Consider the following 17,819-nt stretch of genomic DNA (forward strand, 5'->3'; position numbering starts at 1 on the left):
TCTAAATAAAACAAATTAATGCAAGTAACAGAAACTAAAAAAAAATCATTTCTTAAAGGACTAACAGGGCAAATAGTAATTGCAATGGTGCTTGGAGCAGCTTTAGGAATTGTGATCCATAATTCGATTTCGCAGGAAGCTGCACTGTCTTTTAGCAATAAAATAAAAATGCTTGCCACGATCTTCATTAGATTAGTGCAAATGATTATTGCTCCTTTGGTTTTTACGACCTTAGTAGTTGGAATTGCTAAATTGGGCGATATAAAAACAGTTGGAAGAGTGGGAGGAAAAGCTCTTGGATGGTTTTTTACAGCATCTTTTGTATCCTTGCTAATTGGATTATTTTATGTAAATCTTTTAGAGCCTGGAGTAGGTTTAAAATTAGATCACGTAGATATGGCTGCAGCTTCTGAGGTTACAGCAAAAACAAAAATATTATCTGTTGAGAATTTTGTAGAACACATTGTTCCTAAAAGCCTTTTTGAAGCATTGGCAACCAATGAGATTTTACAAATTGTGATATTCTCTATCTTTTTTGGATTGGCGGCAGCTTCATTAGGAAGTACGGTAAAACCAATTATAAATGCTTTTGATAAAGCGTCTCACATTGTTTTAAAAATGGTGAATTATGTAATGAACTTTGCTCCAATTGGAGTATTTGGAGCCATTGCAGGAGTTTTTGCTATTCGAGATGCAGAAGAGTTAATCATTACTTATTTTAAATTTTTCGGATCATTTTTAGTCGGAATCAGTACACTATGGGTAGTTCTGATTGCTGTAGGTTATATTTTCCTGAAAAGAAGAATGACCGAATTATTACGACGTATTGTTGGGCCGCTGGCTATTGCTTTTGGAACAACCAGTAGTGAAGCTGTTTTTCCTAAATTGACAGAAGAACTGGAACAATTTGGTGTAAAGGATAAAATCGTTGCCTTTATGTTACCGCTTGGATATTCGTTTAACCTGGATGGAAGTATGATGTACATGACTTTTGCCAGTATCTTTATTGCTCAGTTTTATGGCGTTCATTTAGATTTAGGAACGCAAATGGCTATGCTTTTGGTTTTAATGTTAACCAGTAAAGGTATTGCGGGTGTGCCAAGGGCCAGTTTGGTTATTGTTGCGGCTACTTGCGGAATGTTTAAAATTCCAGTTGAGGGAATTGCCTTAATTTTGCCAATTGATCACTTTTGTGACATGTTTAGAAGTGCTACGAATGTTTTAGGAAACGCTTTAGCAACTTCGGTTGTGGGTCAGTGGGAAGCTGATAAGGAAGATAACATAGAAGGACTTGAAGAAGTTTAGTTTATAAAAATAGTTTTATACTTTTTAAATAAAAAAAACCGTAATGATAATTTTCATTACGGTTTTTTATTTGGAGCTATTTTGTAATTGTTAAGAATCAAAAAGAAATAGTGATAAACAATATTGATTAGTATTACTTTCATTATGAAAAACATACTGCTATTTTGAAGTTATAATAATGTATATTTGAATAAACATTTGCCCAATTATGTCTTATTACAGGTTTTATTTTTTATTTTTTGTATTTCTAAATTTATTTTGTCCTGAGCTCTTTGCCCAGACTGGTATTGCATCAAATGAAAAAGTTAAAGATTTAACGCAACAAGCCTGTGATTATTTAGACGAGACTAATTACGAAAAGTCATTAGAGAAATCCGGTATAGCCTTACAACATGCCTTTAATATAAAAAATGACACCTTAATTTCCCGAAATTACAATATAATAGCCATTAACTTTCACGAGTTGGGTGAAGTAGATAAAGCAGATTTTTTTTACCATAAAGCTTTATCCTATGCTAAAAGATCTAATATTGTAAGTTTACGAATGATGATTACTAGTAATCTAGGGAACTTATGTTTTTTTGAAAAGAAAATGTATAGTGATGGAATTGCTTATTATAAAGAATCGCTAAAATTTGGTGACCATGCTAAATATGCTGAAGAAGTTGCCATAACAAACCTTAATATCGTTTGGTCGTATTTTAAGATAGGAAACTATGCCAAAGGGTTACCTTACCTAGACTACATTAATAAAAACCAGAATGATTTAAAAGGAAAATCAAATGATGTTGCGCTGAATTTTTTAAACGGAATGTATTGGTCAAATGAAAACGATAATGCTAAGGCAAATAAATATTTCCTGAAAGCTATTTCTTATGGAGAGTCTATAAATGAAAAAACAGATTTGTTATATGCCTATTTGGAGTATTCGAAGTTTTTGAATAAGATTCGTAAATTTGAGCATGCGTATAAAAATATGCTCGCCTACAGTACAATCAGAGATGAAATGACGAATAAAGAAAAACTCAAGCGGGCGTCTATTGCCGGTTTTAATCTTGAGTTAGATGAATACAAAAGACAAATTGATAAAATCGAAAATGAAAAAGATTCGCAATATCAGAGTCTGAAAAAATCGAGGATTATTGTCATTTTGTTTGTCCTGATTTCTCTCATACTTTTTTTTCTGATCATTACGCTGATCAAAAATATAAGGTTTAAGAAAAAACACAATTTAGAGCTTTTAAAAGCTAAAGAAATTGCCGAGGAAGCCTCTTTGCTCAAAACTCAATTTATTTCGACTATAAGTCATGAATTGCGTACTCCCTTATATGGTGTAGTAGGGATTACTAATATGCTGCTTGAAGAACATAAAGAATTATCAAGAAGCCAGCATTTGAGTTCCCTGAAATTTTCGGCCCGATATTTATTGTCATTGGTCAACGACATTCTTCAAATTAATAAAATCGAAGAAAATAAAGTGGTATTAGAGAATTTGACATTTAACATTTCTGATGAAATTACAATGATCAAAAATTCTCTTTCTTTCTTATCTCAAAAAAAAAATAATAAGATTTCTGTCTCTATAGATTCTAATATTCCGGAATATTTGATTGGAGATAAATTAAGACTTGCCCAAATTTTGATGAATTTAGTGAGTAATGCATTAAAGTTTACCAAAGACGGAGAAGTTGAAATTATCGTAAAACTCAAAGATATACAGGGAAAAATGTACTTTCTTGATTTTTTAATTAAAGATAATGGTGTTGGAATTGCAATTGTAGATCAGGGTAAAATCTTTGAAAAATTTGTTCAGGTAGGCCGAAAAGATGAAGATTACCAAGGAACAGGATTAGGACTGAGTATTGTAAAACGATTGTTGGGACTTTTTGGAAGTACTATTAGTTTAAAAAGTACTATTGGCGAAGGAACGTCATTTACCTTTGTAATTCCTTTTGAACATGATCCGCAAAAGACTAAAAATATTATCGATGAAATCGAGGTAGATCTGACTTCAAGTGATGTTTATAAAATACTGATTGTCGAAGATAATCTGATCAACCAGCTCGTTACAAAGAAGATTATCGAAAAGAATAATTATATCTGTAAAGTAGTAGACGACGGTTTTGGAGCTTTGGAAATACTAAAAAAAGAAGATTTTGATCTTATTTTAATGGATATCAATATGCCTTTGATGAATGGTTTTGAAACGACTAAAAGAATTCGCTTAAAAGGTATAAAAACGCCTATTGTAGCATTGACTGCTTTTGATAAAGATGAAATAACAGATGAGGCAATTTCGTCGGGAATGAATGATATAATTATCAAGCCTTTTGAGCCCGTTAAGCTCTTTAAGATTATAAGTTACTTAATACACGAAGCTAAAAGCCATAGTTAGTAAGGTGTATAAGAATAAAAAAAAGAAAACACTAATTTCACTGATTAACACAGATTAGTTTGTGGAATTAATTACACGGGCTATTAGGTATTAATATCATTTATGAAATTAGTGTTCAATTGCTCATAGGGCTAGTACCAGCGTTTTTTATTTTGCTTAGAAGCGTTTGATTTTCTTGATTTGTGAGCACCACCGCTTCGGTTTGAATTTTTAGGTTTTTCTGCCGCTTCTTCAGGACTTCCTGCGTGCCATTGATAAGGATGATCCGTAATCGTTTTTACGTCTACTTTTATCAATTTCTGAATGTCTTTCCAGTAACCATGTTCGTCTTTGCTGCAAAACGAAATCGCAACTCCGCCGTTTCCGGCACGACCAGTACGTCCAATTCGATGTACGTAAGTTTCAGGGATATTAGGTAAGTCAAAGTTTATTACAAAAGGCAATTGGTCAATATCAATTCCTCTTGCCGCGATATCTGTGGCAACAAGGACACCAACTTCTTTGTTTTTAAAGGCATCTAAAACACGTTGTCTTGCATTTTGCGATTTATCTCCGTGAATCGCCTCAGCAGGGATATCTTTTTTGCGCAATGCTTTTACCACATTATCAGCCCCGTGTTTGGTTCTCGAAAAAACCAATACGTTCGATAAATCTTCGTTTTTTATAAGATGATATAATAAATTTCTTTTTTCTGTTTTTTCAACAAAATAAACACGTTGTTCTACGTTTTCTGCTGTAGATGAAACCGGAGAGACTTCAACTTTTGCAGGATCCTGTAAAAACATTTCGGCCAATTCGCGAATAGCAATAGGCATTGTTGCAGAAAACAATAAAGTCTGACGGTTTTTTGGAGTAAGTTTTACGATCTTCTTTACATCATTGATAAAGCCCATATCTAGCATTTGATCTGCCTCGTCTAAAACCAAAGTGTGCAAGTGATCTAAATCAAGGAAACCTTGTTTTTGTAAATCCAGTAATCTTCCTGGCGTAGCGACCAAAATGTCAACTCCGTTTTTCAATGTATCAACTTGAGGATTTTGCGAAACCCCACCAAAAATCGTCAATTGAGTCAGGTTGGTGTATTTGGCATAAGTATCAAAACTTTGCCCAATCTGAACCGCTAATTCACGTGTTGGAGTAACTATTAAGGCGCGAATTACTTTGGCTTTTTTTGATGAGCCTACAATTCGGTGTAATTGATGTATAATTGGGATTGCAAATGCCGCAGTTTTTCCTGTACCGGTTTGGGCACAACCAATTAAATCCCTTCCTGCCAAAACAATCGGAATAGACTGTTCCTGAATAGGAGTAGGGTTTAGGTAGCCTTCTTCAAATACGGCTTTTTGTATACTTTTTGAAAGTGATAAATCTTCGAATAACATATCTTAGGTATTAAGAATTTAGTTTTAAGTACTAAAATTCTGTGCAAAGATAGCTTTATTCGATCAATCGTTTATTTGATTCTTGGTTTATTTGGCAAATGAACTCGTTTTCAGTCAGTCATCTTTCAATAAATTACTCTTTTTCGTTGTTGGCTTTGATGAAATCAGTGACTAAATAACCAATTAATTTTCCAATTAAATTATTGTTTGGAGAATCGGCCAGATCCGGAGCTCCTTCGCAAATATGCAAATAGGTGGCGTTTCTGTGCTGTCCAAAAAACGAAATAAACTGACGTAATTCTTCTACCGAAAATCCGCTGATTGTCATGGCACTGCTGGCAATATTAGGAATCGCGTCAAGATCAATTTCGATCCCAAAAGAATCTGTTTTGATAAACTCTAATGCCAAAGCCATCTCCCTGTCAAAATCTTTTTCTTTGCGAATATTCACACTGTCGTAAGTATTGTAACGAACGCGGTCTTCTAATTTTTTGATAATGTCTAAAACACTTTTTGAAGTATAGTTTTCGTGTAAACCAAAAATGAAGTATTTTTTTAAGAAACCTTCTTCGTAAGCGTAAGAAAATCCATTTCCGCTATGACGGCCTTCCAAAATCCTGAAATCAGAATGGGCATCAAAATTAATGGCATTTATAGGTTTTCCTTTGGCTAAAGCCGAACCTTTTATATTTCCGTAAGCATTATTATGACCTCCGCCTATAATTATTGGCGTTTTTCCTGCTTTTATGATTGTAAAAATAATATGAGAAACTTCTTTGTCTACTTTTTCGACTAACTGACTTAATTTTGAACGGTCGTCGATATCGTTAAAATCCAGATTTTCTACTTCGCGCATTTCTTCAGCAACATTAATATGTCCTAAGACAATAATCTGGCTGCCTTTGGAAAAACGATTGTGTTGTATATTGGCAATACTTTTTATAGCGCTTTCCCATGCCGATGCTGCTCCGGGCCTGCCGTAATTGGCTCGCACACCAATATCTTCCGGAATTCCGAGAAGCACATATTTAGCTTCGCTTTCTTTTAGAAAAGTAATTTTATCAACTCCTTTAGGGATGATAATCATCTTTTCTCCAAATTTTATTTCACCACTTCGATGATTTGTAACTTTTGCTAAATCATTAATAGTAAACGGGACTAATTTCTCCATGAAAAAAATTTATTTTCCAAAAATAATATAATTGTAGTAACTTACGTTATAACCTTATATTAATTCTTAAATTTGTTTTAAAGAAAAATTTTTTTAAATATGGAAAACCCAAAGAACAACAACTCAAGTCTAAAAGCGGTAATCGCAGTTTTAGCAGTCCTACTAATTGGTAGCTTAGTGTATATTTTTAAATTATCGTCTGATACAGACGTGGTTAAGACAGAACTTACAACAACTTTAACAGAGAAAGAGTCTGTTATGAAAGATCTGCAAGAGTTAAAAACAACTTATGATGCTGCAATCGCTGAAAATACTTCTATGTCTGATGAATTAATTCAGGAAAGAGACAAAGTAGTAGCTTTGATGGATGATTTGAATAAATCAAAAGGTGATGTATCTAAATTTAGATCTCAGGTTCAGGCAATGCAAGGTAAAATGAAAACTTTAGTTGCTGAAAATGATGAATTGAAAAAACAAAATGGTGTTTTAACAACTCAGAGAGATAGTACAATTGTAGTTTTAGGTGAGTCTAAAAAATATAACGAAGTATTAGTAGGTCAAAACGAAGAATTGGCTAAAACTGTTGAAAAAGGAGCTAAATTATCTGTTTTGAATACAAAAACAGCTGCTTACAAATTAAGAAGCTCAGGAAAACAAATTGAAACTGATAAAGCAAGTCGTGCTGATGTTTTAAAAATTAGTTTTACTGTTGCTGAAAACCAAATCGCTAAATCTGGTGATAAAACGTACTATGTACAAGTTATTGATTCTAAAAACAATGTTTTAGGAGATAAGAAAACAGAAAATTTTGGTGATAATACTTTAACTTATAGTTTTAAAACTACTGTTAAATATGAAAACAAAACAGTTAACGTAAGTGAAGACTTACCAGGTAAAGATTTTGCTAAAGGAACTTATTTTATCAATGTTTTTGATAATGATGAATTAGTTTCTAAAACTAGCTTTAACTTAAGATAATACAACGTTGCTTAGGTAATAATACCACTAAAAATTAAAGGTCTGTGAAGTTTCACAGACCTTTTTTTATGGGATCAAGATTGTTTTTGGAATAAAAAAGAACAATAAAATCTTATGGAACCATTAATTTTTTTTACCATTAAGATATTAAGTTTCATTAAGCTGTAAAACTTAAATTTCTTAATATCTTAATGGTTTAAAAAATAAAAACTTGATTTTTGGCTTAATTTTTAAGCTAAAATTTCACCTTCAATAAAAACACTTTCTATTAGATTACTGCCAAAAGCGTATGGAATCTGGTAGTATGATGAAATAGGTTTTGTCAGGATCAAATTGGCTTTTTTGCCTTTGGTGATGCTTCCGTGGGTTTTTGAAATTCCCATTGCGTACGCACCGTTTATAGTCGCTGCATTGATTGCTTCCTCAGGGGTCATTTTCATTTTGATACAAGCTGTAGCCACCACAAAATTCATATTTCCAGATGGAGTAGAACCGGGATTAAAATCGGTTGCTAAGGCTAATGGAAGTCCTGCTTTTATTATTTCTCTTGCTGGTGTGTAGGGAATACTTAAAAAGTACGAGCACGATGGTAATGCTACAGGCATTGTTTCTGTGTTTTTTAAAGCTTCGATATCTTCCGGGTTCATAATTTCGAGATGATCGACAGAAAGGGCCTTAAATTTAATTCCGGCTTGTATTCCGCCAATAGAATTAAATTGATTAACGTGAATTTTTGGCTTTAAGCCGAAATTTATTCCTGCCTGCATAATTTGTTCTGTTTCTTCTACAGAAAAATAACCTGTTTCGCAGAAAACATCAACATAATCAGCTAATTTGTTTTGAGCAATTTCAGGCAGCATTTTAGTGATGATTTCATCGATATAACCCGCTTTATTATCCTTGTAATGTACAGGAAAGGCGTGTGCACCAAGAAAAGTAGCTTTTATAGCAATTGGATAGTTCTCAGCCAGTTTTTTAATGACACGAAGCATTTTGAGTTCGCCTTGGATAGTTAAGCCATATCCGGATTTTATTTCCACTGCCCCAGTTCCTAAATTCATTACTTCTTCTAATCGAATTTTTGACTGCTCGTAGATTTCTTCTTCCGAAGTTTCGTTGAGTTTCTTGGCTGAATTTAGAATTCCACCGCCACGATTCGCTATTTCTTCATAAGTAAATCCGTTAATGCGGTCTACAAATTCCTGTTCGCGATTGCCAGCGTATACAATATGGGTGTGACTATCACACCAGGTTGGCATTATAACTCGTCCTGTCGCATCAATTACTTTATCTGCATTGATTTCAGGAAGATTTTCCATTGATCCAAAATCAGCAATAAGATTATCTTTTATAATTAAGAAAGCATTTTTGATAGTAGGAAGTTCTGCCATTTCAGCCCCCGAAACTTTATCAATTGCAGTTTCGCGAACCTGAAGTAATTCTTTTATGTTTTTGATAAGGGTAATCATTGTATAGATTTATTATGGAATGCTATTTAATATGGAAAAAAAACAAAACACAAATTTTACAAATTATCACTAATTATTCGTGAAAATCTGTGAAATTCGTGTTTATTGGAATTTGGAATTTTAAAAATTTGGAATTTAATTTTCGGAAACTGTTATTTCAAACATTTTGCTCCAGTTTTTACCCGTTACAAAAATGGTTTTAGTTTTAGGATTGTAAGCAATTCCGTTTAAAACATCATCTTTGGTTATTTTGGCATCCATAAATTTTCTCAAACCAGACATGTCTAAAATTCCCTCAACGGCTCCTGATGTAGGGTTTACAACTGCAATAGCATCTTTAAACCATACATTGGTATAGATTTTTCCATTAATCCACTCTAACTCATTAATGGCTTTAATTTTTGAAGTTCCTGAATATACATTGATGTAATCTACCATTTTTTGAGTGGCAGGATCCATTTTCCAGATTTTCTCAGTTTTATCTGTTTGGTAAATGTATTTTCCATCATTTGTCATTCCCCAGCCTTCGATGTCTTTTTCGTAAGCAAAGGTTTTTTCCAGTTTTAAAGTATTAGCATCATAGATAAAACCTTTCTTATTTTGCCAGGTCAATTGAAACAATTTGCCGTTGATAAAGGTAATGCCTTCTCCAAAATATTGTTTATCAAGATCAATTTGTTTGTAAACTTTTCCTGTTTTATAATCGTATTTTCTAATGTACGAAGCGCCTTCTTGTCCTGTACTTTCGTACAAAGTGTCTTTGTAAAACTCTAAACCTTCAGTAAAAGATAAGGTATCGTGAGCATATGTATTTACGATCTTATATTTTAAAGCTTTTGGTTCAACATCAGATACTAATTCGATTCGTTTGGTTGCATCAGAAGAGTTTGATCCAAAATAAACAGTTGCTTTTAGATATTGGTATCCTAATTTTTGATCTTTTAAAGGGAAATTAAATTTTGAAGCTCCTTTTGTGCTTCCCACTTTTTTATCATTAACAAAGTAAACAATGCTGTCGATTTCTTTCGAATTTGGGTTCAAAATTCCAACAGAAAGTGCTTCTTTTTGGGTAAAATGAGCAGGAAAAGCAGAATCATCGATATTAAATAAAGAATTTTCACCTTTATTTTTATCTCCACATCCAATTAATGTGATTCCTAATAAAATGACAGTTAGGAAGTTATATTTTTTCATAGTTTAAAATTTGAATAAGCCAATATACGACGATATTTTTATAGCAACAAAGGTCTTGCAAAAATATAAAAAGATTGTATATTTGCACCGGCAAGTCCTACACGACCAGCTCCTGCAGACTCCCCCAGGATGGGAACATAGCAAGGGTACGTGGTTGAGCGGTGCGATGTAGGTCGCTTGCCATTTTTTTTATTCCCGATCTTTCGGGATTTTTTTTTAGAATTAATTTAAAAGTGGTCTTCCTTATGGAGGATTTTTTTATTTTTGGTATTTCGTAAGTTAAAAGTTATTGGAGTAATCCTAAAACCTGTGGAGGGATAAAAAAAGTTAACTATAAAGAACGCTAAGTTTTTTTATTCTTTTTTTTGGGGAAAAGGCAAAGTTCGCAAAGCTTTGTGAAGTCTGCGGTAAAAAAAAATAGTAATCTCTCATAACCTATAACTCAAAACTTATAACTTTTCAAAATGAATAAAGTCGTTTTAATTACCGGAGGATCCTCAGGGATTGGAAAATCAATTGGAGAATTTTTGCAAAAAAAAGGTTTTGTAGTCTACGGAACGAGCAGAAATCCTGAAAAAGTCCTGAATTCAGTTTTTCCATTGGTGGCTTTGGATGTTCGTAATGCTGAATCTATAAAATCAGCGGTGGCTAAAATCATTGCCAATTCAGGTCGGTTAGATGTGGTGATTAATAATGCAGGTGTTGGAATTACTGGTCCTCTGGAAGAAATTCCGACAGAGGAAATCAGGAATAATTTTGAAACCAACTTTTTTGGACCAATTGAAGTTATGAAAGCGGTGTTGCCACAAATGCGCGAGCAAAAATCAGGTTTGATTATTAATATTACTTCGATCGCCGGTTATATGGGATTGCCTTACAGAAGTGTTTATTCGGCTTCTAAAGGAGCATTAGAGTTAATCACTGAGGCTTTGCGTATGGAAGTAAAGTCATTTGGAATCGAAATTACAAGCATTGCACCAGGCGATTTTGCTACTAATATTGCTTCGGGGCGTTATCATGCGCCGGTTATAGAGGGTTCAGCTTACGCAAAAGTCTACGGAGACAATCTTGCAACGATGAATGAACATGTAGATGCGGGAAGTAATCCTAACGAAATGGCCGAAGCGGTGTATAAAATCATGCAACAGAAAAAGCCAAACGTACACTATAAAGTGGGGGCGTTTATGCAGAAGTTTTCGATTGTTTTAAAACGTGCGCTTCCTGATAAAGTGTATGAAAAAATGCTAATGAACCATTATAAAATATAATAAATGAATGGGGAGCGAAATTTGAAGTTATTCTACAGGAATAAAAATATCAAATTTTGCTCCATGATTTAAAACGCCTTCTGCTTTAATAAATCCGTTGTGATTTTCTACGATTCGTTTTACAATTGTTAAGCCAATTCCGGTGCTTTTTAAAGGTTTTGTGTGCAATGCCTGAAAGAGCCCGAATATTTTTTCGTTGTACAATTGGTCAAATCCAATACCATTATCGGAAATGGTTATTTTGTAATATTTAGTAAGCGGCGAAAGCTTGTCGAGCTGACCATTTGTAATTTCTGCGGCTACTGTAATGATTAAATCTCGGTCAGGACTGGCGAATTTCAATGAATTGCTAATCAGGTTATAAAGTAATTGTCTGAATTGAAATTCGATTACAGAGAGTTTGCCTAATTTCTGTATATCAAAAACTACATTTTTGTTTTCGAACTCGTCTGTAAGATCTTCGATAACATCGCTGGCTATGTTGTTTAAGTCTTTTACTTCGAACTTTCTGTCATCAAATTTTGTTTTAGAATAAATCAAAAGGTCGTTGATCAGGTTTTGCATTCGGTACGCTGACGTTTTGATTTTATGAAATGCAGTTTTGCCTTTTTCGGATAAATTAGTGACTTCTTCGCGTTCAATAGTGTCGGTAAAAAGCTGGATTTTACGCAAAGGCTCCTGAAGATCGTGACTTGAGATGTAATTGAAAGCCTCCAGTTCGCTGTTCATTTTCTCGAGCGAAAGATTTTTCTCGATGAGTTTTTTCTTGAAATCTGAGTTTAATTTTTCGGCTTCATTTTTTTCGACTTGAGTTTTTTCAAGCAGATGGTTTTTTTCTTCGAGTATTTTTTTGCTTTCTAGTTTTTGTTCTATTGCTGCAAGATGAAATGAGATAAGTTCAGCAAATAAATTGAACATTTCACTGATTTTAAACTCTTTAAGGTTGTTTGGTTTTGGGTCTATGGCGCATAATGTACCAAAGAAACTGCCGTCCTGACGTATAATGGGTACTGAAATGTAGCTTTGTAATTTGTACATAGCAGGAGTATGGTGGTCGTGATACTCTTTGTCTTCACTTACATTATCAATTATGACAGGTTTTGGGTTTTGCCTGATTTCGTCGCAAATTGTTGTTTTTATTTTTAATTCGTCTCCGGGTTTTAAGCCAAAAAGTACATTGTCCTGAACGCTGCAGGTAATCCATCGATCCTCAGTAACTCTTGCTATTGCTGCAAAACCCATTCCGGTAGTCTGGCAAATAACGTTAAGTAGATTGGGGACAATTGATATGTTCTCGATATTGATTATATCTTGTTTGAAATGATCTTCTAGCACTTGTATGGGAGGGATTTTTAATTTTTAAAAGTACAAAAATAAAACTAGTTTTTCGGCTAAAGGTGTTTTGACTATAGTTAAGGTATTTAGAATTATTTTTTACTTTTTTATTTTATGGAAATTATAAATTGTAATTTTGCACCGAATTTTGCGTGAAGGATTACTTCACTTAGTTTTTATTTTTAATAAGAGTTCAGTGAACTTCGTTTGAGGCAGTATCCTTTTGTGAAGTGAAACGAAACAAAAGATAAAGCCGAAAGCCCGACCCGGAGGGACACGCCCAAAACAGGAACACAATTAAATAGATATAATTATGAAATTTTTTATTGACACAGCTAATTTAGCTCAGATTAAAGAAGCACAGGCTTTAGGTGTTTTAGATGGTGTAACGACTAACCCATCTTTGATGGCAAAAGAAGGAATTACCGGAAAAAACAACATTTTGAAGCATTATGTAGATATTTGCAACCTTGTTGAAGGTGATGTAAGTGCTGAAGTTAATGCGCTGGATTATGATGGAATGATCAAAGAAGGTGAAGAGTTAGCTGAATTACATGACCAGATCGTAGTGAAATTACCTATGACTAAGGAAGGTGTAATGGCTGCGAAATATTTTTCGGATAAAGGAATTAAAACTAATGTAACACTTGTGTTTTCTGCAGGTCAGGCTTTATTGGCTGCAAAAGCAGGAGCTACTTATGTTTCTCCTTTTATTGGTCGTTTGGATGATGTTTCTACAGACGGTTTGAATTTAATTCAGGAAATTAGAGAAATTTATGATAACTACGGTTACGAGACTCAAATTTTGGCAGCTTCTGTGCGTCATACAATGCATATTGTAAACTGTGCTAAAATTGGTGCTGATGTTATGACTGGACCTCTTTCTGCAATTTATGGATTGTTGAAACACCCGTTGACTGATATTGGATTGGCTCAGTTTGTAGCTGATTTTGAAAAGGGAAATAAATAAGAATCAGATCTTTATAAGTTAAAAATCGTCATCCTTGTAAAAAGGGTGACGTTTTTTTTTTTACTTTTATGTGTCTCAAAAAGAAATACATATGAAAAAAGTTGTACTGGTTTTTGTGTTTTTGTTTATTGGTTTATCGATTAGTGCACAAGCTGCTAAAATAAAAAAAGAGGTTAGTGAGGCTGGCGATGTAGCGAGTTTTGAACTGGATTGTTCATTGCAATTTCAGACGCTTGCAAAAGGCTTGCGTTATAATATTACGCGACACGAATTTAAAGGTCCGGAATTGAAAAATTCGTACCGATTGTTACTGGTAATGGATGGTTTTTATTCGAAAACACTCAATAAAACCATGACTATTTCGGCTGTTTTAAGTGACGGAACGATTATCGAGGCTAAAAAAATCATTGAAGATGACGGTTTTTTTGATGGTGCCTGCACGTTGAAAATAAAAGATCCAAAAGCACTCTTAGAGGCCAATATTGATAAGGTTATTGTTCATGCTGATAAAGATGTTGTTTATATCTTATCGGAGCAAAATAAAAGTACTTTTAAAAAGAATCTGAGCAATATTATTAATGCTAAATAGGAGGGGCAAAGGTTCAGAGGTACAGAGGTTCAAAGGGACAAAGGTTATTGGGTGATATTTTAGAGCAAAAAAAATCCCAAATTTCAATTTTGTGGATTGGAATTTGGGATTTTTTTTATGTTTTTATAATTTGTCTTAGTGACCTCCGCCACCGCCTTCAACATGGTTAATTCCTTGTCTTTTTAATATTTTAGGACAGTAGAAACCGTAGAATCCTAAATAGGCAAAACCAAGTAAGGGAACGATGTAAGAGAAGTGTGTCCAGGTGATTCCGAAGATTCCTCCAGGGCTTGTAAGGTCGATATCGCAGATGCTTCCTTGAATTAATGGAATAACCCCTCCTCCTAAAATCATCATAATTAAGAACGAAGATGCTTTTCCTGTGTTTTTACCTAATCCTGCGATCGCTAAATCGAAGATTGATGGCCACATGATAGATAGGAATAAACCTCCTGAGATAAAGAAGAATTTAGCAATTGATGGGTCTGGCCAGGCTAATCCGGCAAGCATCATTAATAATCCTGATATTCCGAAAAGCATTAAAGTTTTTCCGGCATTTTTACCACCTACAAAACTTACGGCTATAAATAATAAAATCCAGATTGGGTAAATGTAAAATGCAGAAACATCGTGTGCAGCAAAAATGTTAGCTCCAATAATTACTCCAAAGGCTAATGCAGGAACAATGAATTTTAATGCTGTATTTACAAGGTTTGAAGTGTTGAAAACGTTAACACCACCATTCCAGCGACCAATCATTAAGCTTCCCCAGTAAAGGGCAATAAAAGGTGCGATGGCATCTTCGAGTACATTACCGAATTCTGCAGTATGCAATAAAGCTGGTAAATTACTAATGATTGTTACCTCAGTACCAACGTAAATAAAGATTCCTAACATTCCCAAATATAGTTGTGGATAATCTGAAATGTTGAATTTTTCGTGTGCTACTTTAACTACTTCTTCCTCTTCTTTTGCAGGATCTTCGATTTTAGAGAAGTTCATGAAAATGGCCACTGCAATAAAAGCAAGTCCTAAAATGATGAAAGGCAGTTTGATATCTTCTAATGAAAGTGAAGTGTTTTTGTTGTCACCCATTCCAAACAAAGCAATTCCTAAAAGGATAGCTCCAATGGTTGTCCCGAAAGAGTTGATACCTCCGGCTAATGTTAAACGGTGCGCTCCTGTTGCAGGACTTCCCATTTTAATGGCCAATGGATTGGCTACAATTTGCTGGATTGAAAATCCTAAACCTACAGTAAATAAAGCGGTTAAGAAAAATGGAAAACTTTCCATTGTTGCAGCAGGAATGAATAAAAATGATCCAACTGCTGAAAGAAGTAAACCTGCAGAAAGGGTTTTTTTATATCCGAATTTTTGTAAAACGTCTAATTTTAAAGATACTAAAAAGAAAATCATTGATCCTACAAAGTACGCCGCATAAAATGCCCAGGCTACTAATTGTGATTGAACCTGAGATAAAGTAAATACTTTTTTGAATACGGGAATCAGGATATCATTGGCCGAACCAACAAAACCCCAAAAGAAGAAAACAATTATCAACGAGATAAACTGTCCCCATTTGGTTTGAACATTTTCTGAACTCATAATTTAAGAGGTTAATTTTTTATTTTATTGTTTTTTGAAGACCGTAAATATATTTGTTAAGTATATCAAAAAAAAATAAAAAGGCACAAATAATGTTAAATTTAAACCAACGGCGTCATTTTTTCAACAATGTGTTAATTTTTACCGACTTAGAAAATGAATTTAAATGTTAAAGTTTATTCTAAAATTTTGTTTTTGACCTCTTTGCTGTAGTTTCTGCCTATCGGAATGGTATAAGATTGTATCTGAATACGGTTTCCTTCGATAGATTTTACCTTATTTAAGGCAATTACGTAAGATTTATGGATGCGCAAAAAGCGATCAGCAGGTAATTCTTCTGACAAAGATGTCAGTGATTTATGGGTAATATAGGTTTTATCAGGAGTAACTACTTTGATGTATTCTTTCATTCCTTCGACAAATAGAATTTCTTCAATATTAATTTTCATCATTTTTTTATCGACCTTGATAAAAATATGCGAATCGCCTTTTGTGGTTTCGACTTTAATATTGTTTTTTAAATTGTATTCGGTGGTGATTTTATTAATGCATTTTATAAAACGTGGTAACGGAATAGGTTTTACTAAATAATCTAAAACATCAAGATCATAGCTTTCTGCAGCAAATTCCCTAAAAGCAGTGGTGATGATAACTTTGGTTTTATTTTCGATTAAACTAATGAGTTCAAAACCTGTCATCATAGGCATGTTGATGTCAAGAAATACGGCATCGACAGTAGTACTGTTTATAAAATCGAGCGCTTCCAGAGAATTATTGAATGTGCCAATTACCTCAAAATCTGTAAAATTTGTAAAATAATTTTGCAGGACTTTGATAGCCAATGGCTCATCGTCAATCAACACGCATTTAATCTTCATTATCAATAGGTATTTGCAAACGAATTATATAGTAATTTAACTTCGTTGTATGTTTTAAACTGAAATTGTTTTTGTAAATTAATTTTAATCTTTTTTTTGTATTGACTAAACCAATTCCGCCTTTAGCATTAAGATTTTGTGAATTTACAAAATTATTTAAGATTTCAAAATCTAACAATTTATTGTCGATGACTTTACAATTAATCTTAATTTTTAGATTATTGTTGTTGATTCCTCCGTGTTTAAAGGCGTTTTCGACCAATGAGATGAATATCAATGGGGGTACAACAATATCTTCTATATTCGATTCGAGATTGACTGTAACTTCTACATTCTCAAAGCGTAACTTCTCGATTTCGATATAATTCTGAATATAATCAATTTCTTTAATTAATGGAACAAATTTGGTTCCTTTTACATCATATAAAACATATTCCATCAAATTTGATAGTTTTATAATAACATCCGGAACTTTATCAGAAGATTCTAATGATAAAGCGTATAAATTATTTAAGGTATTGAAAAAGAAATGCGGCTGAATTTGATTTTCAAGGTATTTTAATTTGATTTTAAACTGGTTTTCTCTTAAAGACCTGTTTCGTTCTCTTTCGCGAAGCCATGTCAAAGTAAGGTAAACAGATGATGCCATAGCCAGAACGTACAACTCTCCGATACAAACTGCCAGAATATGATTAATATCAAAAGGATGGTACTCTCTATTGGCTTCCGGCCAGATGTTTTCCGATATAATATAATAGGTCAAAGCTGTTTTTAGCAGATAGATTCCAAAAAGGCTTGATATTAATGCGAGGGTATAGGTAATATATTTTTGTTTCAGTACATATTTGGGCACCAAAACAAAAAGGTTAAAATAGACTAAGGGAATGTGCAGTGAGAACTCAATTAAGTTTGATTTAAACGAATAAGGATAGTCATTAAAGTACGCTCCCCATCGTAAAAAGTTAAGAGTGAAATAGCTACCCCAAAACCAAACATGATTTTTAAGCTTAATATCAAATTTTAATTTTTGAATTTCGGTCAACTTTAATTTGGGAATTTAGATTTGGTTGTTTGGTATGCTGGAAATATTGTGCAACTTTAAACAATTACTGGGTAAAACGCAATTCTTTTGAATAAAATTTTATAAAAAAAGATATATTTTATATTATTAGTGTGGTATATCGTTTTCGTAAAACATATTGTTGATTGTTTTGTGTCGTTCGTTTAAGGTTTTGTGCTGTATGTTTAAAATGTTTTATTTATGTTAATTTTAACAATAA

14 protein-coding genes and 1 other RNA gene are annotated in these 17,819 nt (G+C 33.3%); 7 read left to right on the forward strand and 8 right to left on the reverse strand.

Going from position 1 to position 17,819, the window contains the following annotated elements:
* Window positions 1–18: 18 nt before the first annotated feature.
* Both GIY83_RS03090 and GIY83_RS03095 read left to right on the forward strand, forming a co-directional pair.
* On the forward strand, window positions 19–1,305 hold the full coding sequence (locus tag GIY83_RS03090) for a dicarboxylate/amino acid:cation symporter (RefSeq protein WP_194618900.1): 1,287 nt from the start codon (window positions 19–21) through the stop codon (window positions 1,303–1,305).
* A gap of 208 nt (window positions 1,306–1,513) precedes the next feature.
* Entirely contained in the window at window positions 1,514–3,700 is a 2,187-nt protein-coding gene (locus GIY83_RS03095) for a response regulator (protein WP_208684653.1), read from the forward strand.
* Window positions 3,701–3,831: 131 nt separating this feature from the next.
* Here the strand turns inward: GIY83_RS03095 and GIY83_RS03100 are convergent, their stop codons facing one another.
* Both GIY83_RS03100 and GIY83_RS03105 read right to left on the reverse strand, forming a co-directional pair.
* The gene (locus GIY83_RS03100; protein ID WP_208684655.1) at window positions 3,832–5,082 is read right to left on the reverse strand and encodes a DEAD/DEAH box helicase; all 1,251 of its coding nucleotides are present in this window, start codon (window positions 5,080–5,082) and stop codon (window positions 3,832–3,834) included.
* Between the two features lie 133 nt (window positions 5,083–5,215).
* Window positions 5,216–6,253 (reverse strand): formimidoylglutamase, encoded by a 1,038-nt coding sequence (locus GIY83_RS03105; protein WP_194618894.1) that lies wholly within the window; start codon window positions 6,251–6,253, stop codon window positions 5,216–5,218.
* Between the two features lie 99 nt (window positions 6,254–6,352).
* Between GIY83_RS03105 and GIY83_RS03110 the strand changes: the two genes are divergently transcribed.
* Entirely contained in the window at window positions 6,353–7,231 is an 879-nt protein-coding gene (locus GIY83_RS03110; protein WP_194618892.1) for a hypothetical protein, read from the forward strand.
* Window positions 7,232–7,461: 230 nt separating this feature from the next.
* Here the strand turns inward: GIY83_RS03110 and hutI are convergent, their stop codons facing one another.
* Window positions 7,462–8,700 (reverse strand): imidazolonepropionase, encoded by a 1,239-nt coding sequence (gene hutI, locus GIY83_RS03115; RefSeq protein WP_194618890.1) that lies wholly within the window; start codon window positions 8,698–8,700, stop codon window positions 7,462–7,464.
* A gap of 135 nt (window positions 8,701–8,835) precedes the next feature.
* A complete protein-coding gene (locus GIY83_RS03120; RefSeq protein WP_194618888.1) occupies window positions 8,836–9,894 on the reverse strand; it encodes a glutaminyl-peptide cyclotransferase in 1,059 nt (352 codons plus the stop codon).
* Between the two features lie 88 nt (window positions 9,895–9,982).
* Between GIY83_RS03120 and ffs the strand changes: the two genes are divergently transcribed.
* Both ffs and GIY83_RS03130 read left to right on the forward strand, forming a co-directional pair.
* An RNA gene (ffs, locus tag GIY83_RS03125) (signal recognition particle sRNA small type) lies at window positions 9,983–10,080 on the forward strand.
* Between the two features lie 278 nt (window positions 10,081–10,358).
* On the forward strand, window positions 10,359–11,162 hold the full coding sequence (locus GIY83_RS03130) for an SDR family oxidoreductase (protein ID WP_208684657.1): 804 nt from the start codon (window positions 10,359–10,361) through the stop codon (window positions 11,160–11,162).
* A 27-nt stretch (window positions 11,163–11,189) separates the two neighbouring features.
* Here the strand turns inward: GIY83_RS03130 and GIY83_RS03135 are convergent, their stop codons facing one another.
* Window positions 11,190–12,497: an ATP-binding protein gene (locus tag GIY83_RS03135; protein ID WP_208684659.1), complete on the reverse strand. Its 1,308-nt coding sequence runs from the start codon at window positions 12,495–12,497 to the stop codon at window positions 11,190–11,192.
* A gap of 313 nt (window positions 12,498–12,810) precedes the next feature.
* Here GIY83_RS03135 and fsa point away from each other — a divergent pair, with 313 nt between their 5' ends.
* Together fsa and GIY83_RS03145 are read left to right on the forward strand one after the other, a co-directional pair.
* Window positions 12,811–13,467, forward strand: a complete 657-nt coding sequence (gene fsa, locus GIY83_RS03140; RefSeq protein ID WP_065449355.1) for a fructose-6-phosphate aldolase — start codon at window positions 12,811–12,813, stop codon at window positions 13,465–13,467.
* Between the two features lie 91 nt (window positions 13,468–13,558).
* Entirely contained in the window at window positions 13,559–14,056 is a 498-nt protein-coding gene (locus tag GIY83_RS03145; protein WP_208684661.1) for a hypothetical protein, read from the forward strand.
* A 135-nt stretch (window positions 14,057–14,191) separates the two neighbouring features.
* Here the strand turns inward: GIY83_RS03145 and GIY83_RS03150 are convergent, their stop codons facing one another.
* The 3 genes from GIY83_RS03150 to GIY83_RS03160 all read right to left on the reverse strand — a co-directional run bounded on the left by GIY83_RS03150 (window position 14,192) and on the right by GIY83_RS03160 (window position 17,581).
* Window positions 14,192–15,661, reverse strand: a complete 1,470-nt coding sequence (locus GIY83_RS03150) for an MFS transporter (protein ID WP_194618871.1) — start codon at window positions 15,659–15,661, stop codon at window positions 14,192–14,194.
* 176 nt (window positions 15,662–15,837) lie between these two features.
* Window positions 15,838–16,539, reverse strand: a complete 702-nt coding sequence (locus GIY83_RS03155; protein WP_089481263.1) for a LytTR family DNA-binding domain-containing protein — start codon at window positions 16,537–16,539, stop codon at window positions 15,838–15,840.
* Window positions 16,529–17,581 (reverse strand): sensor histidine kinase, encoded by a 1,053-nt coding sequence (locus tag GIY83_RS03160; protein ID WP_194618867.1) that lies wholly within the window; start codon window positions 17,579–17,581, stop codon window positions 16,529–16,531. The genes GIY83_RS03155 and GIY83_RS03160 overlap by 11 nt, the downstream gene beginning before the upstream one ends.
* Window positions 17,582–17,819 lie beyond the last annotated feature (238 nt).

The sequence above is a fragment of the Flavobacterium sp. SLB02 genome (assembly GCF_009664855.1).
Taxonomy (GTDB): domain Bacteria; phylum Bacteroidota; class Bacteroidia; order Flavobacteriales; family Flavobacteriaceae; genus Flavobacterium.

Coding starts and splice junctions, on each gene's coding strand:
- GIY83_RS03090 (WP_194618900.1), top strand. CDS start 19: ATGCAAGTAACAGAAACTAAAAAAAAATCATTTCTTAAAGGACTAACA.
- GIY83_RS03095 (WP_208684653.1), top strand. CDS start 1,514: ATGTCTTATTACAGGTTTTATTTTTTATTTTTTGTATTTCTAAATTTA.
- GIY83_RS03100 (WP_208684655.1), bottom strand. CDS start 5,082: ATGTTATTCGAAGATTTATCACTTTCAAAAAGTATACAAAAAGCCGTA.
- GIY83_RS03105 (WP_194618894.1), bottom strand. CDS start 6,253: ATGGAGAAATTAGTCCCGTTTACTATTAATGATTTAGCAAAAGTTACA.
- GIY83_RS03110 (WP_194618892.1), top strand. CDS start 6,353: ATGGAAAACCCAAAGAACAACAACTCAAGTCTAAAAGCGGTAATCGCA.
- hutI (WP_194618890.1), bottom strand. CDS start 8,700: ATGATTACCCTTATCAAAAACATAAAAGAATTACTTCAGGTTCGCGAA.
- GIY83_RS03120 (WP_194618888.1), bottom strand. CDS start 9,894: ATGAAAAAATATAACTTCCTAACTGTCATTTTATTAGGAATCACATTA.
- GIY83_RS03130 (WP_208684657.1), top strand. CDS start 10,359: ATGAATAAAGTCGTTTTAATTACCGGAGGATCCTCAGGGATTGGAAAA.
- fsa (WP_065449355.1), top strand. CDS start 12,811: ATGAAATTTTTTATTGACACAGCTAATTTAGCTCAGATTAAAGAAGCA.
- GIY83_RS03145 (WP_208684661.1), top strand. CDS start 13,559: ATGAAAAAAGTTGTACTGGTTTTTGTGTTTTTGTTTATTGGTTTATCG.
- GIY83_RS03150 (WP_194618871.1), bottom strand. CDS start 15,661: ATGAGTTCAGAAAATGTTCAAACCAAATGGGGACAGTTTATCTCGTTG.
- GIY83_RS03155 (WP_089481263.1), bottom strand. CDS start 16,539: ATGAAGATTAAATGCGTGTTGATTGACGATGAGCCATTGGCTATCAAA.